This is a genomic window from Flavonifractor sp. An10 (assembly GCF_002161215.1).
GTDB classification, from domain to species: Bacteria; Bacillota; Clostridia; order Oscillospirales; family Oscillospiraceae; genus Flavonifractor; species Flavonifractor avistercoris.
The window spans coordinates 84,033-98,605 of the sequence record NZ_NFMB01000008.1; the positions used below are offsets into that span (position 1 = coordinate 84,033).

Annotated in this window: 12 protein-coding genes; 7 read left to right on the top strand and 5 right to left on the bottom strand. The window is 66.2% G+C overall.

Annotation, left to right across the window (positions count from 1 at the left end; genetic code table 11):
- Positions 1-88: 88 nt before the first annotated feature.
- Positions 89-1,459, top strand: a complete 1,371-nt coding sequence (locus B5E42_RS14425; RefSeq protein ID WP_087240882.1) for a PhoH family protein — start codon at positions 89-91, stop codon at positions 1,457-1,459.
- A 93-nt stretch (positions 1,460-1,552) separates the two neighbouring features.
- On the opposite strand, the gene coaBC is transcribed toward B5E42_RS14425, so the two are convergent.
- Entirely contained in the window at positions 1,553-2,764 is a 1,212-nt protein-coding gene (gene coaBC / locus B5E42_RS14430; protein ID WP_087240884.1) for a bifunctional phosphopantothenoylcysteine decarboxylase/phosphopantothenate--cysteine ligase CoaBC, read from the bottom strand.
- A 254-nt stretch (positions 2,765-3,018) separates the two neighbouring features.
- On the opposite strand from coaBC, the gene B5E42_RS14435 reads away from it, so the two are divergent.
- The 6 genes from B5E42_RS14435 to B5E42_RS14460 all read left to right on the top strand — a co-directional run bounded on the left by B5E42_RS14435 (position 3,019) and on the right by B5E42_RS14460 (position 8,357).
- Positions 3,019-3,711: an ECF transporter S component gene (locus B5E42_RS14435; protein ID WP_087240886.1), complete on the top strand. Its 693-nt coding sequence runs from the start codon at positions 3,019-3,021 to the stop codon at positions 3,709-3,711.
- Position 3,712: 1 nt separating this feature from the next.
- Positions 3,713-4,465, top strand: a complete 753-nt coding sequence (locus B5E42_RS14440; RefSeq protein WP_087240888.1) for a type III pantothenate kinase — start codon at positions 3,713-3,715, stop codon at positions 4,463-4,465.
- 70 nt (positions 4,466-4,535) lie between these two features.
- Positions 4,536-5,759 carry a LuxR C-terminal-related transcriptional regulator gene (locus B5E42_RS20060; RefSeq protein ID WP_087240889.1) on the top strand — a complete coding sequence of 408 codons (1,224 nt, stop codon included), beginning with the start codon at positions 4,536-4,538 and terminating at the stop codon, positions 5,757-5,759.
- Between the two features lie 423 nt (positions 5,760-6,182).
- Complete coding sequence (locus tag B5E42_RS14450) at positions 6,183-6,881, top strand: LytTR family DNA-binding domain-containing protein (RefSeq protein WP_162613998.1); 699 nt, start codon at positions 6,183-6,185, stop codon at positions 6,879-6,881.
- Entirely contained in the window at positions 6,874-7,605 is a 732-nt protein-coding gene (locus B5E42_RS14455; protein WP_087240893.1) for a LytTR family DNA-binding domain-containing protein, read from the top strand. Before B5E42_RS14450 ends, B5E42_RS14455 begins: the two co-directional genes overlap by 8 nt.
- Positions 7,602-8,357: a GHKL domain-containing protein gene (locus B5E42_RS14460; RefSeq protein ID WP_087240895.1), complete on the top strand. Its 756-nt coding sequence runs from the start codon at positions 7,602-7,604 to the stop codon at positions 8,355-8,357. The genes B5E42_RS14455 and B5E42_RS14460 overlap by 4 nt, the downstream gene beginning before the upstream one ends.
- 67 nt (positions 8,358-8,424) lie before the next feature.
- Here the strand turns inward: B5E42_RS14460 and B5E42_RS14465 are convergent, their stop codons facing one another.
- The 4 genes from B5E42_RS14465 to acrB all read right to left on the bottom strand — a co-directional run bounded on the left by B5E42_RS14465 (position 8,425) and on the right by acrB (position 14,567).
- The gene (locus B5E42_RS14465) at positions 8,425-9,744 is read right to left on the bottom strand and encodes a DUF4157 domain-containing protein (RefSeq protein ID WP_087240897.1); all 1,320 of its coding nucleotides are present in this window, start codon (positions 9,742-9,744) and stop codon (positions 8,425-8,427) included.
- Positions 9,745-9,952: 208 nt separating this feature from the next.
- Entirely contained in the window at positions 9,953-12,130 is a 2,178-nt protein-coding gene (locus B5E42_RS14470; RefSeq protein WP_087240899.1) for a DUF4157 domain-containing protein, read from the bottom strand.
- A 513-nt stretch (positions 12,131-12,643) separates the two neighbouring features.
- The gene (gene acrA / locus B5E42_RS14475) at positions 12,644-13,747 is read right to left on the bottom strand and encodes an acryloyl-CoA reductase electron transfer subunit beta (RefSeq protein WP_087240901.1); all 1,104 of its coding nucleotides are present in this window, start codon (positions 13,745-13,747) and stop codon (positions 12,644-12,646) included.
- A gap of 19 nt (positions 13,748-13,766) precedes the next feature.
- The gene (acrB, locus tag B5E42_RS14480; RefSeq protein ID WP_087240903.1) at positions 13,767-14,567 is read right to left on the bottom strand and encodes an acryloyl-CoA reductase electron transfer subunit gamma; all 801 of its coding nucleotides are present in this window, start codon (positions 14,565-14,567) and stop codon (positions 13,767-13,769) included.
- Between the last annotated feature and the right edge of the window lie 6 nt (positions 14,568-14,573).

The window sequence follows — 14,573 nt, forward strand, 5'->3', positions numbered from 1 at the left end:
CATCAGCGCCGGCTTGCGCCCTTACAGGGCGGGCCGGCGCTGATTTTCCGTCCTCCCGCCCACACCAAACAGAAAGGCTGGAGCGATCATGCAGAAAACCTATGTGCTGGACACCAACGTACTCACCCAGGCCCCCTACGCCCTGGAGTCCTTTGAGGACAACCACATTGTGCTGCCCCTGGTGGTGCTGAAGGAGCTTGACCGCCTGAAGGGGGCGGAGGGCGAGCAGGGCGGCAACGCCCGGCAGGTGATCCGCTTTCTGGAGGGGCTGCGCCTGCGGGGCAGCCTGGTGGACGGGGTGCCCCTGGCCGGGGGCGGCACGCTGCGGCTGGAGGTCAACCACGTGGACGTCCCGCTCCCCCGGGGGCTGTCGCCCTACAGCCGGGAGGGCCGTATCCTGAAGGTGTGCCGGGGCCTGCTGGATGAGGGGATCCCCGCCGTCCTGGTCACCCGGGACATCGTCTCCCGCATCCAGGCCCAGATGATGGGGGTGCCGGCGGAGGACTTTACCACCGACCGCATGCCTGACGACGGGCGGCCCTACACCGGCCGGGCGGACGCCTACGTGCCCGACGCCCTGTTCTCCGGCTTCAAGAAAAAGGGGATCCCGGCGCAGGCGCTCTATGCCGCGGACGAGTCCGGGCGGCAGCTCCCCCTGGCCCTGACGGAAAACCAGTTTGTGGTTCTGCACTCGGACACCGCGGAAAAGAAGACCCTGCTGGGCCGGATCCGGGACGGCATGGCCGTGCCGCTGCGCCGCGGCGGCGCGCGCCCCTTTGGCGTCCGGCCCCGCAGCGTGGGGCAGCAGTTCCTGCAGGAGGCCCTGCTCCTCCCCGCCGAAGAGGCACCCCTCACCATCGTCCAGGGGCCGGCCGGCACGGCCAAGACCTTTTACGCCCTGGCCGCGGGGCTGGAGCTGGTGCTGGAGGCGGAGGAGCGGCAGTACCGGAAGATTCTGGTGTGCCGGCCCAACGCCCAGTTTGACCAGGACATCGGCTTCCTCCCGGGCAGTGAGCAGGACAAGATTTCCCCCCTCCTGCGGCCCGTGGTGGATAACCTGGAGATCCTCCTGGATCTGGAGGGCCGGAAGGAAAAGCGCAGCGAGGAGGAGCTGCGCGGCCGCATCGACTATCTCTTTGACACCGGCGTGATCACCGCAGAGGCCATGAACTTCATGCGGGGCCGCTCCATCACCGACACCTGGCTTATCATCGACGAGGCCCAGAACCTCACCCCCCGCCAGGTGAAGGGCATTGTCACCCGGGTGGGGAGGGGAACCAAGGTGGTGCTGCTGGGGGATCCGGCCCAGATCGACCATCCGCTGCTGGATGAGCGCAGCAACGGCCTGACCTACGCCAGCCAGCGCATGAAGGGCAGCCCGCTGTGCGTCCAGCTCACCATGCTTCCGGACGAGTGTGAGCGCTCCGCCCTGGCCCTGGACGCGGCCATGCGGATGTAGGACGGGACGGCCCGGGCGCCGCCGGGCGCGGACAAAAGCCTGCCGGCGTCCGGGGACGCCGGCAGGCCTGTGTCCGAGATATACGGGGCGGGCCTATGCTCTCCGGGGCTGCCGCCGGGCGAGGATGTGATCCAGCAGGGCGTGGGCGGCCTCCTCCTTGTCCAGGATGGGCAGCTCCACGGTCTCATCCCGGGCGATGAGGGTAAGCAGGTTGGTGGAGGTGCCGAAGCCCGCCCCGGGATCCCGCAGGTTGTTGGCGGCGATCAGATCCAGGTGCTTTTTCTCCAGCTTCTTCCGGGAGTTTTCCACCAGATCCCGCGTCTCCATGGAAAACCCGCACAGGAACTGCCCCGGCACCCTGTGCTCCCCCAGCCAGGCCAGAATGTCCCTGGTGCGGGCCAGGGGCAGGGCGGGCACCGAGTCGTCCCCGTCCTTTTTCAGCTTGTCCTCCGAGCAGACCGCGGGCCGGTAGTCGGCCACGGCGGCGGCCTTGATGATGATGTCCTGTCCGGCGGCCCGGGCGGTGACCGCCTCAAACATGTCCTGGGCGGATACCACATCCACCGTGTCCACGCAGACGGGCTTTCTCAGGCCGGTGGGGCCGGACACCAGCGTGACCTCCGCCCCGCGGGCGGCGGCGGCCCGGGCGATGGCGTAGCCCATGCGCCCGGTGGAGTGGTTGGTGAGATAGCGCACCGGATCCAGCGCCTCCTGGGTGGGGCCGGCGGTGACCAGAACCCGCAGGCCCTCCATGTCCCGCCCGTGGCCTATGGCGTGCTCCACGTACTCCAGAAGCTCCTCCGGCTCCGGCATCTTGCCCTTGCCCACCGCGCCGCAGGCCAGCCGGCCGCTGGCCGGCTCAATCAGCTGCCAGCCGTACCGCCGCAGGAGGGCCAGGTTGTCCTGGGTCACCGGGTTCTCATACATGCGGGTGTTCATGGCGGGGGCCGCCAGCTTGGGGCAGTCGCAGGCCAGGATGGTGGTGGTGAGCATATCGTCCGCCAGCCCGTGGGCCAGCTTGGCCAGCACATTGGCCGTGGCGGGGGCCACCAGCACCGCGTCCGCCTGGTCGGCCAGGGCGATGTGCTCCACCTGGAACGGATAGTTCCGGTCGAAGGTGTCCACGCTCACGCGGTTGCCGGTCAGGGACTCAAAGGTGTGGGGGCCGATGAACTCGGTGGCGTTCCGGGTCATCAGCACATGGACATTGGCGCCCCGCTTCACCAGGGCGGAGGCCAGGCCGGCGGATTTATAGCAGGCGATGCCGCCGGTGACGGCCAGCAGCACGGTTTTCCCCTTCAGCATAAAAAAGCACTCCTTTGCCCGGGGCGGGCGCCCCGGCGTCTGGGTTTGTCCAGCATTATAGCAGAAATCCCGGCGGCTTTCCACAATGCCGTTGCATTTTGTGGGCGGATTGCCTATAATGGCTTTGACTGCTTCGGACAGAGGATCTCTGTACTCGGACGCGAGACGGAAGATCCCGCCCCTGCCCGCGGCGGCCGCATAAAATTTTGCGCTGTATCCCGCAGGACGGGAACGGCAGCAGGAGGAAATTGCATATGAAACACACGCAGACCCGCGCGCAGCGCACCCGGCAGGTGCAGAGCCTGGCCATCCTGGCCATGTTCACCGCCATCCTTTTCCTGCTCACCTTCACCCCGCTGGGCCTCATTGATCTGCCGGTCATCAAGGCCACGGTGCTCCACGTGCCGGTGATCATCGGCTCCATCCTGCTTGGGCCGAAGAAGGGGGCGTTTCTCGGCGGCATGTTCGGGCTGGCCAGCCTGCTGAAGAACACCCTGGTGCCCGGCCTGTCCTCCTTCGTCTTTACCCCTCTCATCCCGGCCCCCGGCCTGGATCGGGGCAGCCCCTGGGCCCTGTTCATCTGCTTTGTGCCGCGCATCCTGGTGGGGGTGACGCCCTGGCTGGTGTACGCCCTGTTCCGCCGCCTGCCCGGCAGGCGCGGCGCCGGGGTGCAGGCCGGCACCATGGCCCTGGCCGGCGTGGTGGGGGCCTTCACCAACACCGCCCTGGTGATGGGCTCCATCTGCGTCCTCTTTACCGAGGCCTACGCCGCGGCCCAGGGCATCCCGGCGGAGGCCGTCACCGGCTTTGCCATGGGCATCGTGGCCGCCAACGGCATCCCGGAGGCCGCCGTGGCCGCCGTGGTCACCCCCGCCGTGTGCGTGCCCCTGGTCAAGGCCCTCAAGCTGGAGCGGCGGGTGCTCCCCGCCGCCGGGCAGCCGGTCTGACATGCTGCTGACAGTGGATATCGGCAACACCACCGTGGCCGTGGCCGGCTTTGTGGGGGAGCGGCCGGCCTTCCTGCGCCGCCTGCCCGCCGGCCGGGAGGAGGGGCCCCGGGACTGGGCCGCCGCCCTGAGGGCCCTGCTGGCCGGGGCGGGCCCCTTCCGCGGGGCGGCGCTGTCCTCGGTGGTGCCGGCCCTCACCGGCCCGGTGGCCGATGCCCTCGCCTGCGTCACGGGCGGGCGCGTGCTGACGGTGGGCAGGGATACCCCCACCGGCCTGCCCCTGGGGGACTATGACGGGGCGGCCCTGGGCATGGATCGGGTGGTGGACTGTGTGGCCGCCCTGGCCCGGTACGCCCCGCCCCTGGCCGTGTTTGACATGGGCACCGCCACCACCCTGTCGGTGGTGGACAGGGAGGGGGTGTTCCGGGGCGGCATGATCCTCGCCGGCCTGTCCCTCTCCCTGGACGCCCTCAGCGCCAGGGCGGCCCAGCTTCCCCCGGTCACCCTCTCCCCGCCGGAGGGGCTTGTGGGCACCGATACGGAGCGCTGCATGCGATACGGCGCCATCTACGGCGCCGCCGGGGCCGTGGAGGGGATTGCGGCCCGGCTGGAGGAGCAGTTCGGCCCACTTACGGTGGTGCTCACAGGGGGGAACGGCGCCTATGTGCGCCCCCTGCTGCGCATCCCGGTGGTGTGGGAGCCCATGCTCACCCACCTGGGTCTGCGGGAGCTGTGGCTGCGGCAGGAGCCGTGACGGCCGGCCGGAGGCGCGCGGCCCCTTTGCCGGGTCGGACATGACGGGATTTTGGAAAGGCGGGAGCAGCATGGACGGTTACATATCCATCCGGGAGGCGGCGGAAAAATGGGGCGTATCAGAGCGCCTGGTTCAGAAGCTGTGCACAGAGGGCCGCATCCCCGGGGCCCAGAAATTCAGCGGCTCCTGGGCCGTCCCTGCGGATGCCGGGAAGCCGGAGGATCAGCGGCGGGCCAGGCACAGGGCGGCAGCCCCGCAGGAGGCGCCGGCGGCCACGCCCCACCCGGCGGCCCAGACCGCCGGGCGGACGCTCATGCCCCTGATGAACACCCCCTTTGCGCCCGGCCAGTGCCTTGCCGCCGTGGAGGCCATGGAGGAGGGGCCCCGGCGGGACATCGCCCTGGCGGAGTACCACTATTTCAGCGGGCACCCGGAGGAGGCGGCCAGGGAGGTGAAGGGCTACTTTACCAGCCCGGATCTGGGGACGCGGCTGTCCGCCTGCCTGATTTTCGCCTTTGCCAGCCTGTCCCTGGGGGACATCCCGCAGGCCCGTTCCGCCCTGGGGGAGGTGGAGCGCACCCTGTACGCCGCCGGCGAGGCGTCCCCCACATACCGGGCGGCGGCGGGCTTTGTGGCGGCCACGGCCGCGGTGCTCCTCCACCTGCCCATGCCGGACAGGCTGCCCCCCGCGGAGGACTTCATGTCCCTGCTGCCGCCGGGCCTGCGGGCCTTTGCCCTGTATGTCCATTCCCACTATCTCTATCTCCAGAAGGACTACGGCCGGAGCGCCGGCATGGCGGAGGCCACCCTGGCCATGGGGGCCGCCCAATACCCCATTCCCGCCATCTATCTGAACCTGGTGGCGGTAATGGACTATATGAGCCTGAAGCAGACCGACCGGGCGGAGAGCCATCTGCTGGCCGCCTGGGAGCTGGCCCGGCCCGATGATCTCATCGAGGGCTTCGGGGAGCACCACGGCCTGCTGGGCGGGATGCTGGAGTCCGTGCTCAAGAAGGAGTGGCCGGAGGAGTTCAGGCGGATCATTTCCATCACCTACCGGTTCTCCTGGGGCTGGCGGCGGATCCACAACCCGGACACCGGCCACCAGGTGGCCGACAACCTGACCACCACCGAGTTTGCGGTCGCCATGCTGGCGGCCCGGGGCTGGACGAACGAGGAGATTGCAGGGCACATGGGCATTTCCTCCCATACGGTCAAGCGCCACCTGGCGGAGGCCAAGCGGAAGCTGCAGATCAATACCCGGCAGGAGCTGGGGAAATATATGCTGCAATAGCGCCTCCTCCGCCCGGACTGTCCCGAACAGTTCGCTTTGCCGCACACTGCGGGCGCAGCTTCCGGCCCCGAGCCCTGCTGTTTCCGGGGAACCGGGCCGGCCGCGGAAATCTGTGTTCTCCGGCGGCGGGCCGCCGCGGCGGGGCTGAAAAATGGTCTGATTTTCTCAATTTTATGAAATATGATACTTTTTTGGAAAAAGACGATTTGCGAAAGCCGACAATGTCCCAGGGCGGGACTTCAAAAAGAAAGGAAGGGCCATATCTGTACACACGTGCAGATATGGCCCTTTTTTGGGGGGAAAATGGGCAATAGAACAGGAAAACCCGCTGTATTATAATAAAAGTAAATATAATCTTGCCAAAACCACATTGCGCGGCTGTCCTGGGCCATGACGCCGACCGTACGGAGGAGGATGGGTTCCATGCAGTTTACCATACATATGGGAGATCCCGCGGAGCGCACAGCCCTTCTCCGCATGCTGGAGACCTGGAGAGGGCTCACCTGCGCTTCGGTGGAATTTGCGGACTGGACGCCGGAGCACCGGCCGGAGCCCGGCGGGATCCTCTTCTGGGATCTGGACGACTGCCCCCCGCCGGTCGCCGCCGTCGGGAAGTGCGCGCTGTTTCTCTGCTCCTCCAGCAGCGGGGCGGCCATCGCCAGCTATCCGCTCCATCCCGCCGGCCTTCTGCGGAAGCCCGTCGGGATGGATAAGCTCTGGGCCGCCCTGCACCGCAGCGTCAAGCTCTGGTGGGACTCCCTGGAGCGGCTGGAGATCACCAGCGACCGCTGCCGGATCCGGCTCCCGCTCTGCGACCTGGTCTGGGTGGAGAGCACCCGGCGGAACAGCCTTGTCCACAGCACGCAGGGGCCCATCGCCACCCGGGAGGCCCTGACCGCCCTGGAGGGGCGGTTGCCCAGGGGGCTCTTTCTCCGCTGCCAGCGGAGCTTCCTGGTCAACCTGCGCCATGTCCGGCGCCTGGACAGCGAGGGCCTGTGCATGTCCGACGGGGCCGTCGTCCCGCTGAGCCGGAGCAGCCGGAGCGAGGTTGCGGAGGCGTACCGGCAGTTCTGCCTGCTCTGGGACGGCGGAAAGGGAGACGGGGAGACGCGCTATGGATGAGCTGTGGATCGCCGTCTGTGACGATCTGGAGGAGGAGCGCCGATCCCTGGCCCGGATGATCCACAGCTATGCCCAGCGGCGGAACCGCACGGTGCGGTTTCGCTTCTACTCCAGCGGGGAGGAGCTGCTGGCGTCCGGGCAGCAGGTTGCGGCCTGCCGGATCCTCTTTCTGGACATCTATATGCCCGGCCTGTCCGGCGTGGAGGCGGCCCGCCGGCTCCGCGCCGCCGGCTGCGGCACGGCCATTGTCTTTGCCACCACCAGCCTGGATCACGGACTGGAGAGCTTCGATGTCTGGGCCGCCGACTACCTGACGAAGCCCTTCCGGCAGGAGGATATCGACCGCGCCCTGGACTGGTGCCTGGAGCACCTGCCGGAACCGATGCAGGTTCTGCCCGTCTATACCGAGGGGGAGACCCAGGAGCTTCCCCTGGCCTCTGTCTGCTACCTGGAGGTATATGGACACCATACCCACATCCACACCCTCCAGAGGATTGTGGTGGTGCGGCGGAGCCTGGACGATCTGGAGGCCGCCATCGACAGCCCGGATTTTCTCCGCTGCCACCGCAGCTTCCTGATCAATATGAACCACGTGCAGGGCCTGGAGGGCAGCGATTTCCGCATGTCCGACAGGGCACTGATTCCCATCAGCATCGCCAATCAGCGCCAGATCCGCGGCGCCTTCATTGACTGGACTTACCGCAAGGCTTGGGAGAAGCAATGAACGAATCCTCTCTGATCATGGCGGCCCTGGCAGTCCTGCTGGCCTGGGCGGCAGTTGCCCTGCACCGCCTGCGCCGCGCCCTGCACCGGGAGCGGGCGGAGAACCGCCGCCTGCGGGAGCTGATCCGGACGGGCTCCCGGGAGGCGGACGCAGAGCTGGAACGGGCGAGGCGGCTCCGCCACGATCTGCGCCACTATCTCCAGATTGTGGGCGGAGGGACTCCGCCCGAGGCCCTTCTGCCCGAACTGTCGGCCGGGCAGGAGCGGTCTGCGGCCGACTGGGGAGGCAGCTGGGCGGTCTCCAGCCTGGTCTGCTATTACCAGGCCCAGGCGGAGGCCGAGGGCTTCCTGGCAGATCTCCAGCTGGAACACACCCCTGTCCCGGAGGCGCTGCTCCCCGATGTGTGCCTGGTTCTGAGCAATCTGCTGGAAAACGCGGTGGAGGCCCTCCGGCGGGAGGGAGGCGGCTGGCTCCGGGCCAGAAGCGCCTCCGCCGAGGGGTATCTCACCATTGTGGTGGGCAACGCCTCCTCCGCCAGGCTCCGGTGGGTCAACGGCCGGTGCCTCTCCAGCAAGGCGGAGGGGCGTTTTGGCGTCGGCCTGGCTACCGTTCAGGACATCGCGCGCAAATACGGCGGCCGTGCGGAGTTCTCCGCTGACGGGAAGGAGTTCCGGGCCTCAGTATTTCTGTCCTGCCCGGCTCCGGCGGCGCAGGAGGCCGCCCCCACCCGCGCGGACTACATAGACAGATGATGGGAACAGGGTGGAGCACTCCCTTGGGAGTGTCTCCACCCTGTTGTTTCCAGAACCTATGCCGGCCTTACTTCCAGAACTGCCACCACTTCTTCTGTCCTCTTTTCTTGATCATCTCGTCGTATTGGAGATTGGCGCCCTCCTCCGGCCCATTTTTCCCGGCCATCAGATCCATGTAGGACTTATCCATCCGCCCCGCGATCCCCATGGCCCTCTGCATGTCCTTTCCCTTTTTGGCGGAGGTCACCTGTTTCTGCGCAAACTCCACCGGATCAATGCCGAGCTGGCTGAGCGCCCGGCCCTGAATATCGAAATTGGGTGGGAGGTGCGGTTTCATCTGATGCCGCATGTCACCCAGAGTATTCAACCGCCCCACCAGCTCGTTGTTTTCCAGATAATGCTGGCGGACGCTGGCCTCGTCGGTTCCCAGCGTATCCATATCCAGAGCCATGAGCTGCTGGAAGATGGGGGCGGCCAGGGCGGTATAGCGGTTCATTAACTCGTCCTGACTCTGCCCGGGCCGCAGGCCCTGATCGGGGGTCCAGAACTGTTCCAGCGTCTGGTTATACTGGTCGTCCCCCGGCCGGAACGCGCTGAGATACTGCCGCCCGCCGCTCGTGTCCGTAATGCGGCCATCTCCGGCCATGCTGCCCGTGGATCTGGCGTATGCCTTAGCGGCTGCGCCCTGCTGCTCCCTGGCCTGGTGGGTAGCCATGATCATGTCCCTGCGGGCCCCGATGGCCGGGAAATATTTTTTCTGCTCCTGGAGCTCCCTGTCCGCCTTCTGGCTCTCGCTGGGCTGGAAGAAGGATTTGATGCGGCTCCCGGCGGCCTTTGCCGCCTGTGCGACGCTGTGGCCGAACGCCTTCAGGCGCTTGGGCAGCATCTGCACCTGCCCCGCGGGGGCGGAGACGGTGGGCGCGCTGCTCTCCACCTGCCCCTGCTGGACGGTGTGAACCAGCTCGTGGGCGGCCACGGCGGGGTCAAAGCCCCCCTGGCCGAAGTAGATATCCCGCCCTGTGGCGTAGGCCCGGGCCCCCATATCCTCGGCGGTGCGGAGGGCGCCGGAATCGGCGTGGAAGCGGACGCCGGAGAAGTCGGCCCCCAGCCGCTGGCCCATCCTGGCCTTGACCTCCTCCGGGGTGCGGGCCCCCTGGGCGGCGAAGGCGAGCCGGTCGGCCTCCCGCTCCGCCTCCGGGATCTGGTTGTCCAGAAAATGCTGCCGCATTTTCTCCTGCATCAGTTCGTCCAGCCGGGAGCCCATGCCGCCCCCGTCCAGGCTCAGGCTGCCCTGGTTGACTTCCGGCTGCCGTGCCTTGCTGGATGGGGCGGCCGGCTCCGCGCTGTTCGGCGCTGCCCGGCGGCGCGTCGTATATACCTGAGACATCCGTATTCCTCCTGTCTTCGTACGTGGCGGGCAGGATTCTGCACCGTCTCTGCCGGTTTCGGGTGTCTGGTGCCTGTTTGGAAGATATCAACATGCCTGATCGACGGGCCGTCTGCCCCCTGGACGGTGCAATCTTTCCTTGAAATCCGCCAGGATTCCCGCGGAAAATCCCTCGCCGCCGGGTACATTTCCCGGTTTCAAACAAGGCCTAGGCGGGGTAGTTCCGCCGCATGTGCTTCAGCTTGGCCAGCAGGGCCTCATTTTCCTCTCCGGCCAGCATCTGGCCCAGCAGGGCGTTCATGGAGTCCGCGTCCATCCGCTTTCCGGAAATCCGCTCCAGCAGGTCGTTGTAGGCGCCCTCATCCTCGTCCCGCAGACGGCTGAAATGGCTGGTAAACGCATGCAGCGTGGCCACCATCTCCTGGTTGGTCAGGCCGCTGAGATCCACCGTCCGCCCGCCGTATTTGTTGCCCTGAATGTCCGTCTTGAGTCCGCCGGTGCTGGAGCCCTCCTCGGCCTGGGCGGCCGCGTTGTGCATGTGGCCGGTCTGGTTCATGCGATAGGGGGAGTCCGACTCCAGCCCCACCAGCAGGCCGCCCTTTCGGGAGGCCGTCCCCATTCTCCGGCCGATGTACATATGGCCGCTCCGGCCGTCCGCGTTGATCATCTGGCCCTGGCCGCCCGCTCCGGCGGTTCCCAGGTTGCCCACTCCGCCGATGCCCATGTCCATGCCGAAGTGCTGGTAGTCGGGGTCTGCTTTCGACCCCAGCGCAGCGCCGATGCCGCCCTTTTCCTTGTAGCCGGCCATCCCCTTCCCCGCCTTGGGGGTGTTCATGTGGTGGGTTCCGGCGGCGCGCACATGGACGCCGGCGCCGGCACCGCCCTGGCCGCCGAATACTGCGTCGAAAACCGCGTCGGTTCCCGTTCCGCCTGCCTCCTCGGTGTCCTTCCCGGCAAAGACAAATCCGGTGCGCCCGCCGTGGGAGAAGGCGTTGGCCATGGTCTGATCCCAGGCCCGGCTCGTCTTGGCCTTTTTGGAGCCGTCGGTTCGCTGGAAATTCCCCAGCTGCATCATGAACATCAGCCGCAGCATGGCGTCGCCGGAATTCTGCGCCCGGTCGATATCCGACTGGGCCAGGGCCTGCGCCTCCTGGATAGAGCGGGTGTTCTGCTGCTCCACGTTGGCCAGAGCCTGTTCCCGCGCCGCCACCGCCCCCAGCAGAGTGCCGTCGCCCTCGCCGCCCAGGTAGGTCTTGCCGTGTTTGCTGCGCGCATACTCCTGGGCCAGGCGCTTCTGGTCATCCATGTTCTGGTAATGCTGAACCATCCGCTGTGCCTGCCCGTCGGACACCTTTTTCATGGTGTTCACAATCATCCGCTGATCCATGACCTCTCCGGCCTCCCGGAACTGCCGGCGCTGCGTATCCGGAATCTGAAGCTTTTCATCCCCGGCTATCTGGCTCATGGCCTTTCGGGTGACCGGATTCAGCATCTCCGTTGTGCTGAGCTGCTTCGGATCGGGCATGCCGTTGGCGAGGAACTCGGCCTTTTTTGCGTCCACCATCGCCTGCGCGTCGGCTTTGCGCAGGATGGCAAACTGGCTGTAGTCCCCCTGCTGCGCCTTCGCCAGCGCCTGATCCCGCTGCTCCTCGCTGGGCTTGAGCAGGCCGGCCTTTCCACCCACAAACTCCCCGATTCCGGTTCCAACCTTGGCGAACGAGTGGCCGACGATTTTCAGGGCATGCGCAAGACCGCTCCCGACTGTCCTGGCTCCCTGGGCGATGCCGTTCCCGGCGGCCTTCGCCACCCGCGCAATGCCGCCGCCGACCGTCTTCGCCGCCTGTGCGACGCTGTGGCCAAACGCCTTCAGGCGCTTGGGCAGCATCTGCACCTGCCCCGCGGGGGCGGAGACGGTGGGCGCGCTGCTCTCCACCTGCCCCTGCTGGACGGTGTGAACCAGCTCGTGGGCGGCCACGGCGGGGTCAAAGCCCCCCTGGCCGAAGTAGATATCCCGCCCTGTGGCGTAGGCCCGGGCCCCCATATCCTCGGCGGTGCGGAGGGCGCCGGAATCGGCGTGGAAGCGGACGCCGGAGAAGTCGGCCCCCAGCCGCTGGCCCATCCTGGCCTTGACCTCCTCCGGGGTGCGGGCCCCCTGGGCGGCGAAGGCGAGCCGGTCGGCCTCCCGCTCCGCCTCCGGGATCTGGTTGTCCAGAAAATGCTGCCGCATTTTCTCCTGCATCAGTTCGTCCAGCCGGGAGCCCATGCCGCCCCCGTCCAGGCTCAGGCTGCCCTGGTTGACTTCCGGCTGCTGTGTCTTGCTGGATGGGGCGGCCGGCTCCGCGCCGTTTGGCGCTGCCCGGCGGCGCGTCGTATATACCTGAGACATCCGTACTCCTCCTGTTCCTGTCCGTTAGAGGCGGGATCCTGCGCCGGTCTATGGCCTGGGCTTCTGTAAAAATGCTGAAGGATAGGTCTCCACACAGTATTTCTTTTTACCTATTATACCATGCCGCAGGTTTTCTGGATCTGCCGTATGTCCCTGTTGGTCAATGTTTGGGACAGCACGGCCTTCATTCTGCGCAGATTCAGGAGCTGCGGCTCAGAGACAGAAGTCCCCGCCGGAATCGGCTGATTCCGGCGGGGGCGAAACTGACAGGCAGCTCCAGGCATTTTCTCCAGGAAAATTCCGGTGGCAGCACCCCGGAATAGCAAGAGAGATACAGTTCATGTTCGACACGGTAAGCTAAGATACAGGGGGATTTGAGGGCGTATGCGGAGTCGAATTGACGGGGGACGCGCTTCAAGTGCCTGTTCAGGGCAAGGTATTGCCATGCACTATGATTGACTATAGCACACATTAGATATTTGTTATAGCTTTTACAGATTAACCGCAGCAGAGTTACTTGGAAGCCTTGACGGCGCGGATGGCCTCGATGAGCATGGGGGTGACCTTGTAGAGGTCGCCCACGATGCCGTAGGAGGCAACGTCGAAGATGGGGGCGGTCTCGTTCTTGTTCACCGCGATGATGCACTCGGAGTCCTGCATGCCCGCCAGGTGCTGGATGGCGCCGGAGATGCCCAGGGCCACATAGATGCGGGGGTGCACGGTCTTGCCGGTCTGGCCCACCTGGTGGTCGGCGGAGATCCAGCCCGCGTCAACCACGGCACGGCTGGAGCCAACCACGCCGCCCAGGACGCCGGCCAGCTCCTCGGCCAGCTTGATGCCGCCCTCCACGTCCTTGGAGATGCCGCGGCCCACGGAAACCACCACGTCGGCGCCGATCAGATCCACCATCTTCTTGGCGGCCTTCACGACCTCCACGACCTCCACGTGGATGTCCTCCTTGGACAGCTTCACATCCACGTTCTCGATCACGGTCTTGGCAGCGCCGGCCTCGTCATAGGGCTGGGTCTGCATCACGCCGGGACGCACGGTGGACATCTGGGGACGGAACCGGGGGCAGATGATGGTGGCCATCAGGTGACCGCCGAAGGCCGGACGGGTCATCTTCAGGTTGGTGTTCTCCTCGAACTTGGTGTTGTCCACGTCGATGGTGGAGGTGGTCTTCAGGAAGGCCTTGTACTTCTCCACATCCACATCCAGGTGGGTGCAGTCGGCGGTCAGGCCGGTGTGCAGACGGGCCGCGCAGCGGGGGCCCAGGTCACGGCCGATGTTGGTGGCGCCAATCAGGAAGATCTCCGGCTTCTTGTCCTCCACCAGGTCGCAGATGACCTTGGTGTAGGCGTCGGTGGTGTACACGTCCAGCAGCTCGTGGTTGCAGTAGTAGACCTTGTCCGCGCCGTAGCCGCCCAGCGCCTTCAGGTAGTCCTCCTTGATGTCCTTGCCCAGCACCACGCCGCACAGCTCCACGCCCAGGTCGTTGGCCAGCTTCCGGCCCTCGCTCAGCAGCTGGTAGCTGGTGGACATGATCACGCCCTCGCGCTGCTCACAGAATACCCATACGCCCTTGAAGGCGGCGGTGTCTTTACTATCAAAAGCCATTGTGTTGCTCTCCTTTCAATTAGATGATGTGCTTGTCGTTGAGGATGGAGACCAGCTTTTCCACGGTCGCCTTGTCAGCGCCCTCCATCATCATTCCGGCGCCCTTCACCGGGGGAGAGAAGGACTTGTACACATTCGTGGGAGAGCCCTTCAGACCGATGGTGTCCACATCGATCAGGGGATCGTCCTTCAGCGTCTCGTAGTTGTAGATCTCCAGAGGCTTCTGATAGCACTCCATGATGCCGCCCACGCTCATGTAACGGGCGGTGTTCAGCTCCTTCACGCAGGTGATCAGGCAGGGAGTCTGCACCTTGATGGTCATGTAGCCGTCCTCCAGCAGGCGCTTCACGGTGACGGTCTTGCCCTCCACCTTGATCTCGGCGGCGTAGGACACCTGGGGCAGGTGCAGCTTCTCGGCGATCTGGGGGCCCACCTGGGCGGTATCGCCGTCGATGGCCTGACGGCCGCAGAAGATGATGTCGTCATCCTCCACGCCGATCTTCTTCACAGCGGCGGCGAGGATCTGAGAGGTGGCGTAGGTATCGGAGCCGCCGAACTCACGGGCGGACACCAGCACGGCCTCGTCCGCGCCCATGGCCAGCAGCTCGCGCAGCATGCCCTCGGCGGGCGGGGGGCCCATGGACACCACGACCACCTTGCAGCCGGTGGCGTCCTTGATCCGCAGGGCGGCCTCAACTGCCGCCAGGTCGTCGTGGTTGGTGATGGTCGCCATGGCGGCACGATCCATGGTGCCGTCTTCCTTCACCGCCACCACGCCGGACGTATCCGGAACCTGCTTCACACAAACAATGCATTTCATATTCTT

What these genes read in the sequence shown, in the direction of transcription:
- B5E42_RS14425 (WP_087240882.1), top strand. Translation starts at nt 89, where the DNA reads ATGCAGAAAACCTATGTGCTGGACACCAACGTACTCACCCAGGCCCCC.
- coaBC (WP_087240884.1), bottom strand. Translation starts at nt 2,764, where the DNA reads ATGCTGAAGGGGAAAACCGTGCTGCTGGCCGTCACCGGCGGCATCGCC.
- B5E42_RS14435 (WP_087240886.1), top strand. Translation starts at nt 3,019, where the DNA reads ATGAAACACACGCAGACCCGCGCGCAGCGCACCCGGCAGGTGCAGAGC.
- B5E42_RS14440 (WP_087240888.1), top strand. Translation starts at nt 3,713, where the DNA reads ATGCTGCTGACAGTGGATATCGGCAACACCACCGTGGCCGTGGCCGGC.
- B5E42_RS20060 (WP_087240889.1), top strand. Translation starts at nt 4,536, where the DNA reads ATGGACGGTTACATATCCATCCGGGAGGCGGCGGAAAAATGGGGCGTA.
- B5E42_RS14450 (WP_162613998.1), top strand. Translation starts at nt 6,183, where the DNA reads ATGCAGTTTACCATACATATGGGAGATCCCGCGGAGCGCACAGCCCTT.
- B5E42_RS14455 (WP_087240893.1), top strand. Translation starts at nt 6,874, where the DNA reads ATGGATGAGCTGTGGATCGCCGTCTGTGACGATCTGGAGGAGGAGCGC.
- B5E42_RS14460 (WP_087240895.1), top strand. Translation starts at nt 7,602, where the DNA reads ATGAACGAATCCTCTCTGATCATGGCGGCCCTGGCAGTCCTGCTGGCC.
- B5E42_RS14465 (WP_087240897.1), bottom strand. Translation starts at nt 9,744, where the DNA reads ATGTCTCAGGTATATACGACGCGCCGCCGGGCAGCGCCGAACAGCGCG.
- B5E42_RS14470 (WP_087240899.1), bottom strand. Translation starts at nt 12,130, where the DNA reads ATGTCTCAGGTATATACGACGCGCCGCCGGGCAGCGCCAAACGGCGCG.
- acrA (WP_087240901.1), bottom strand. Translation starts at nt 13,747, where the DNA reads ATGGCTTTTGATAGTAAAGACACCGCCGCCTTCAAGGGCGTATGGGTA.
- acrB (WP_087240903.1), bottom strand. Translation starts at nt 14,567, where the DNA reads ATGAAATGCATTGTTTGTGTGAAGCAGGTTCCGGATACGTCCGGCGTG.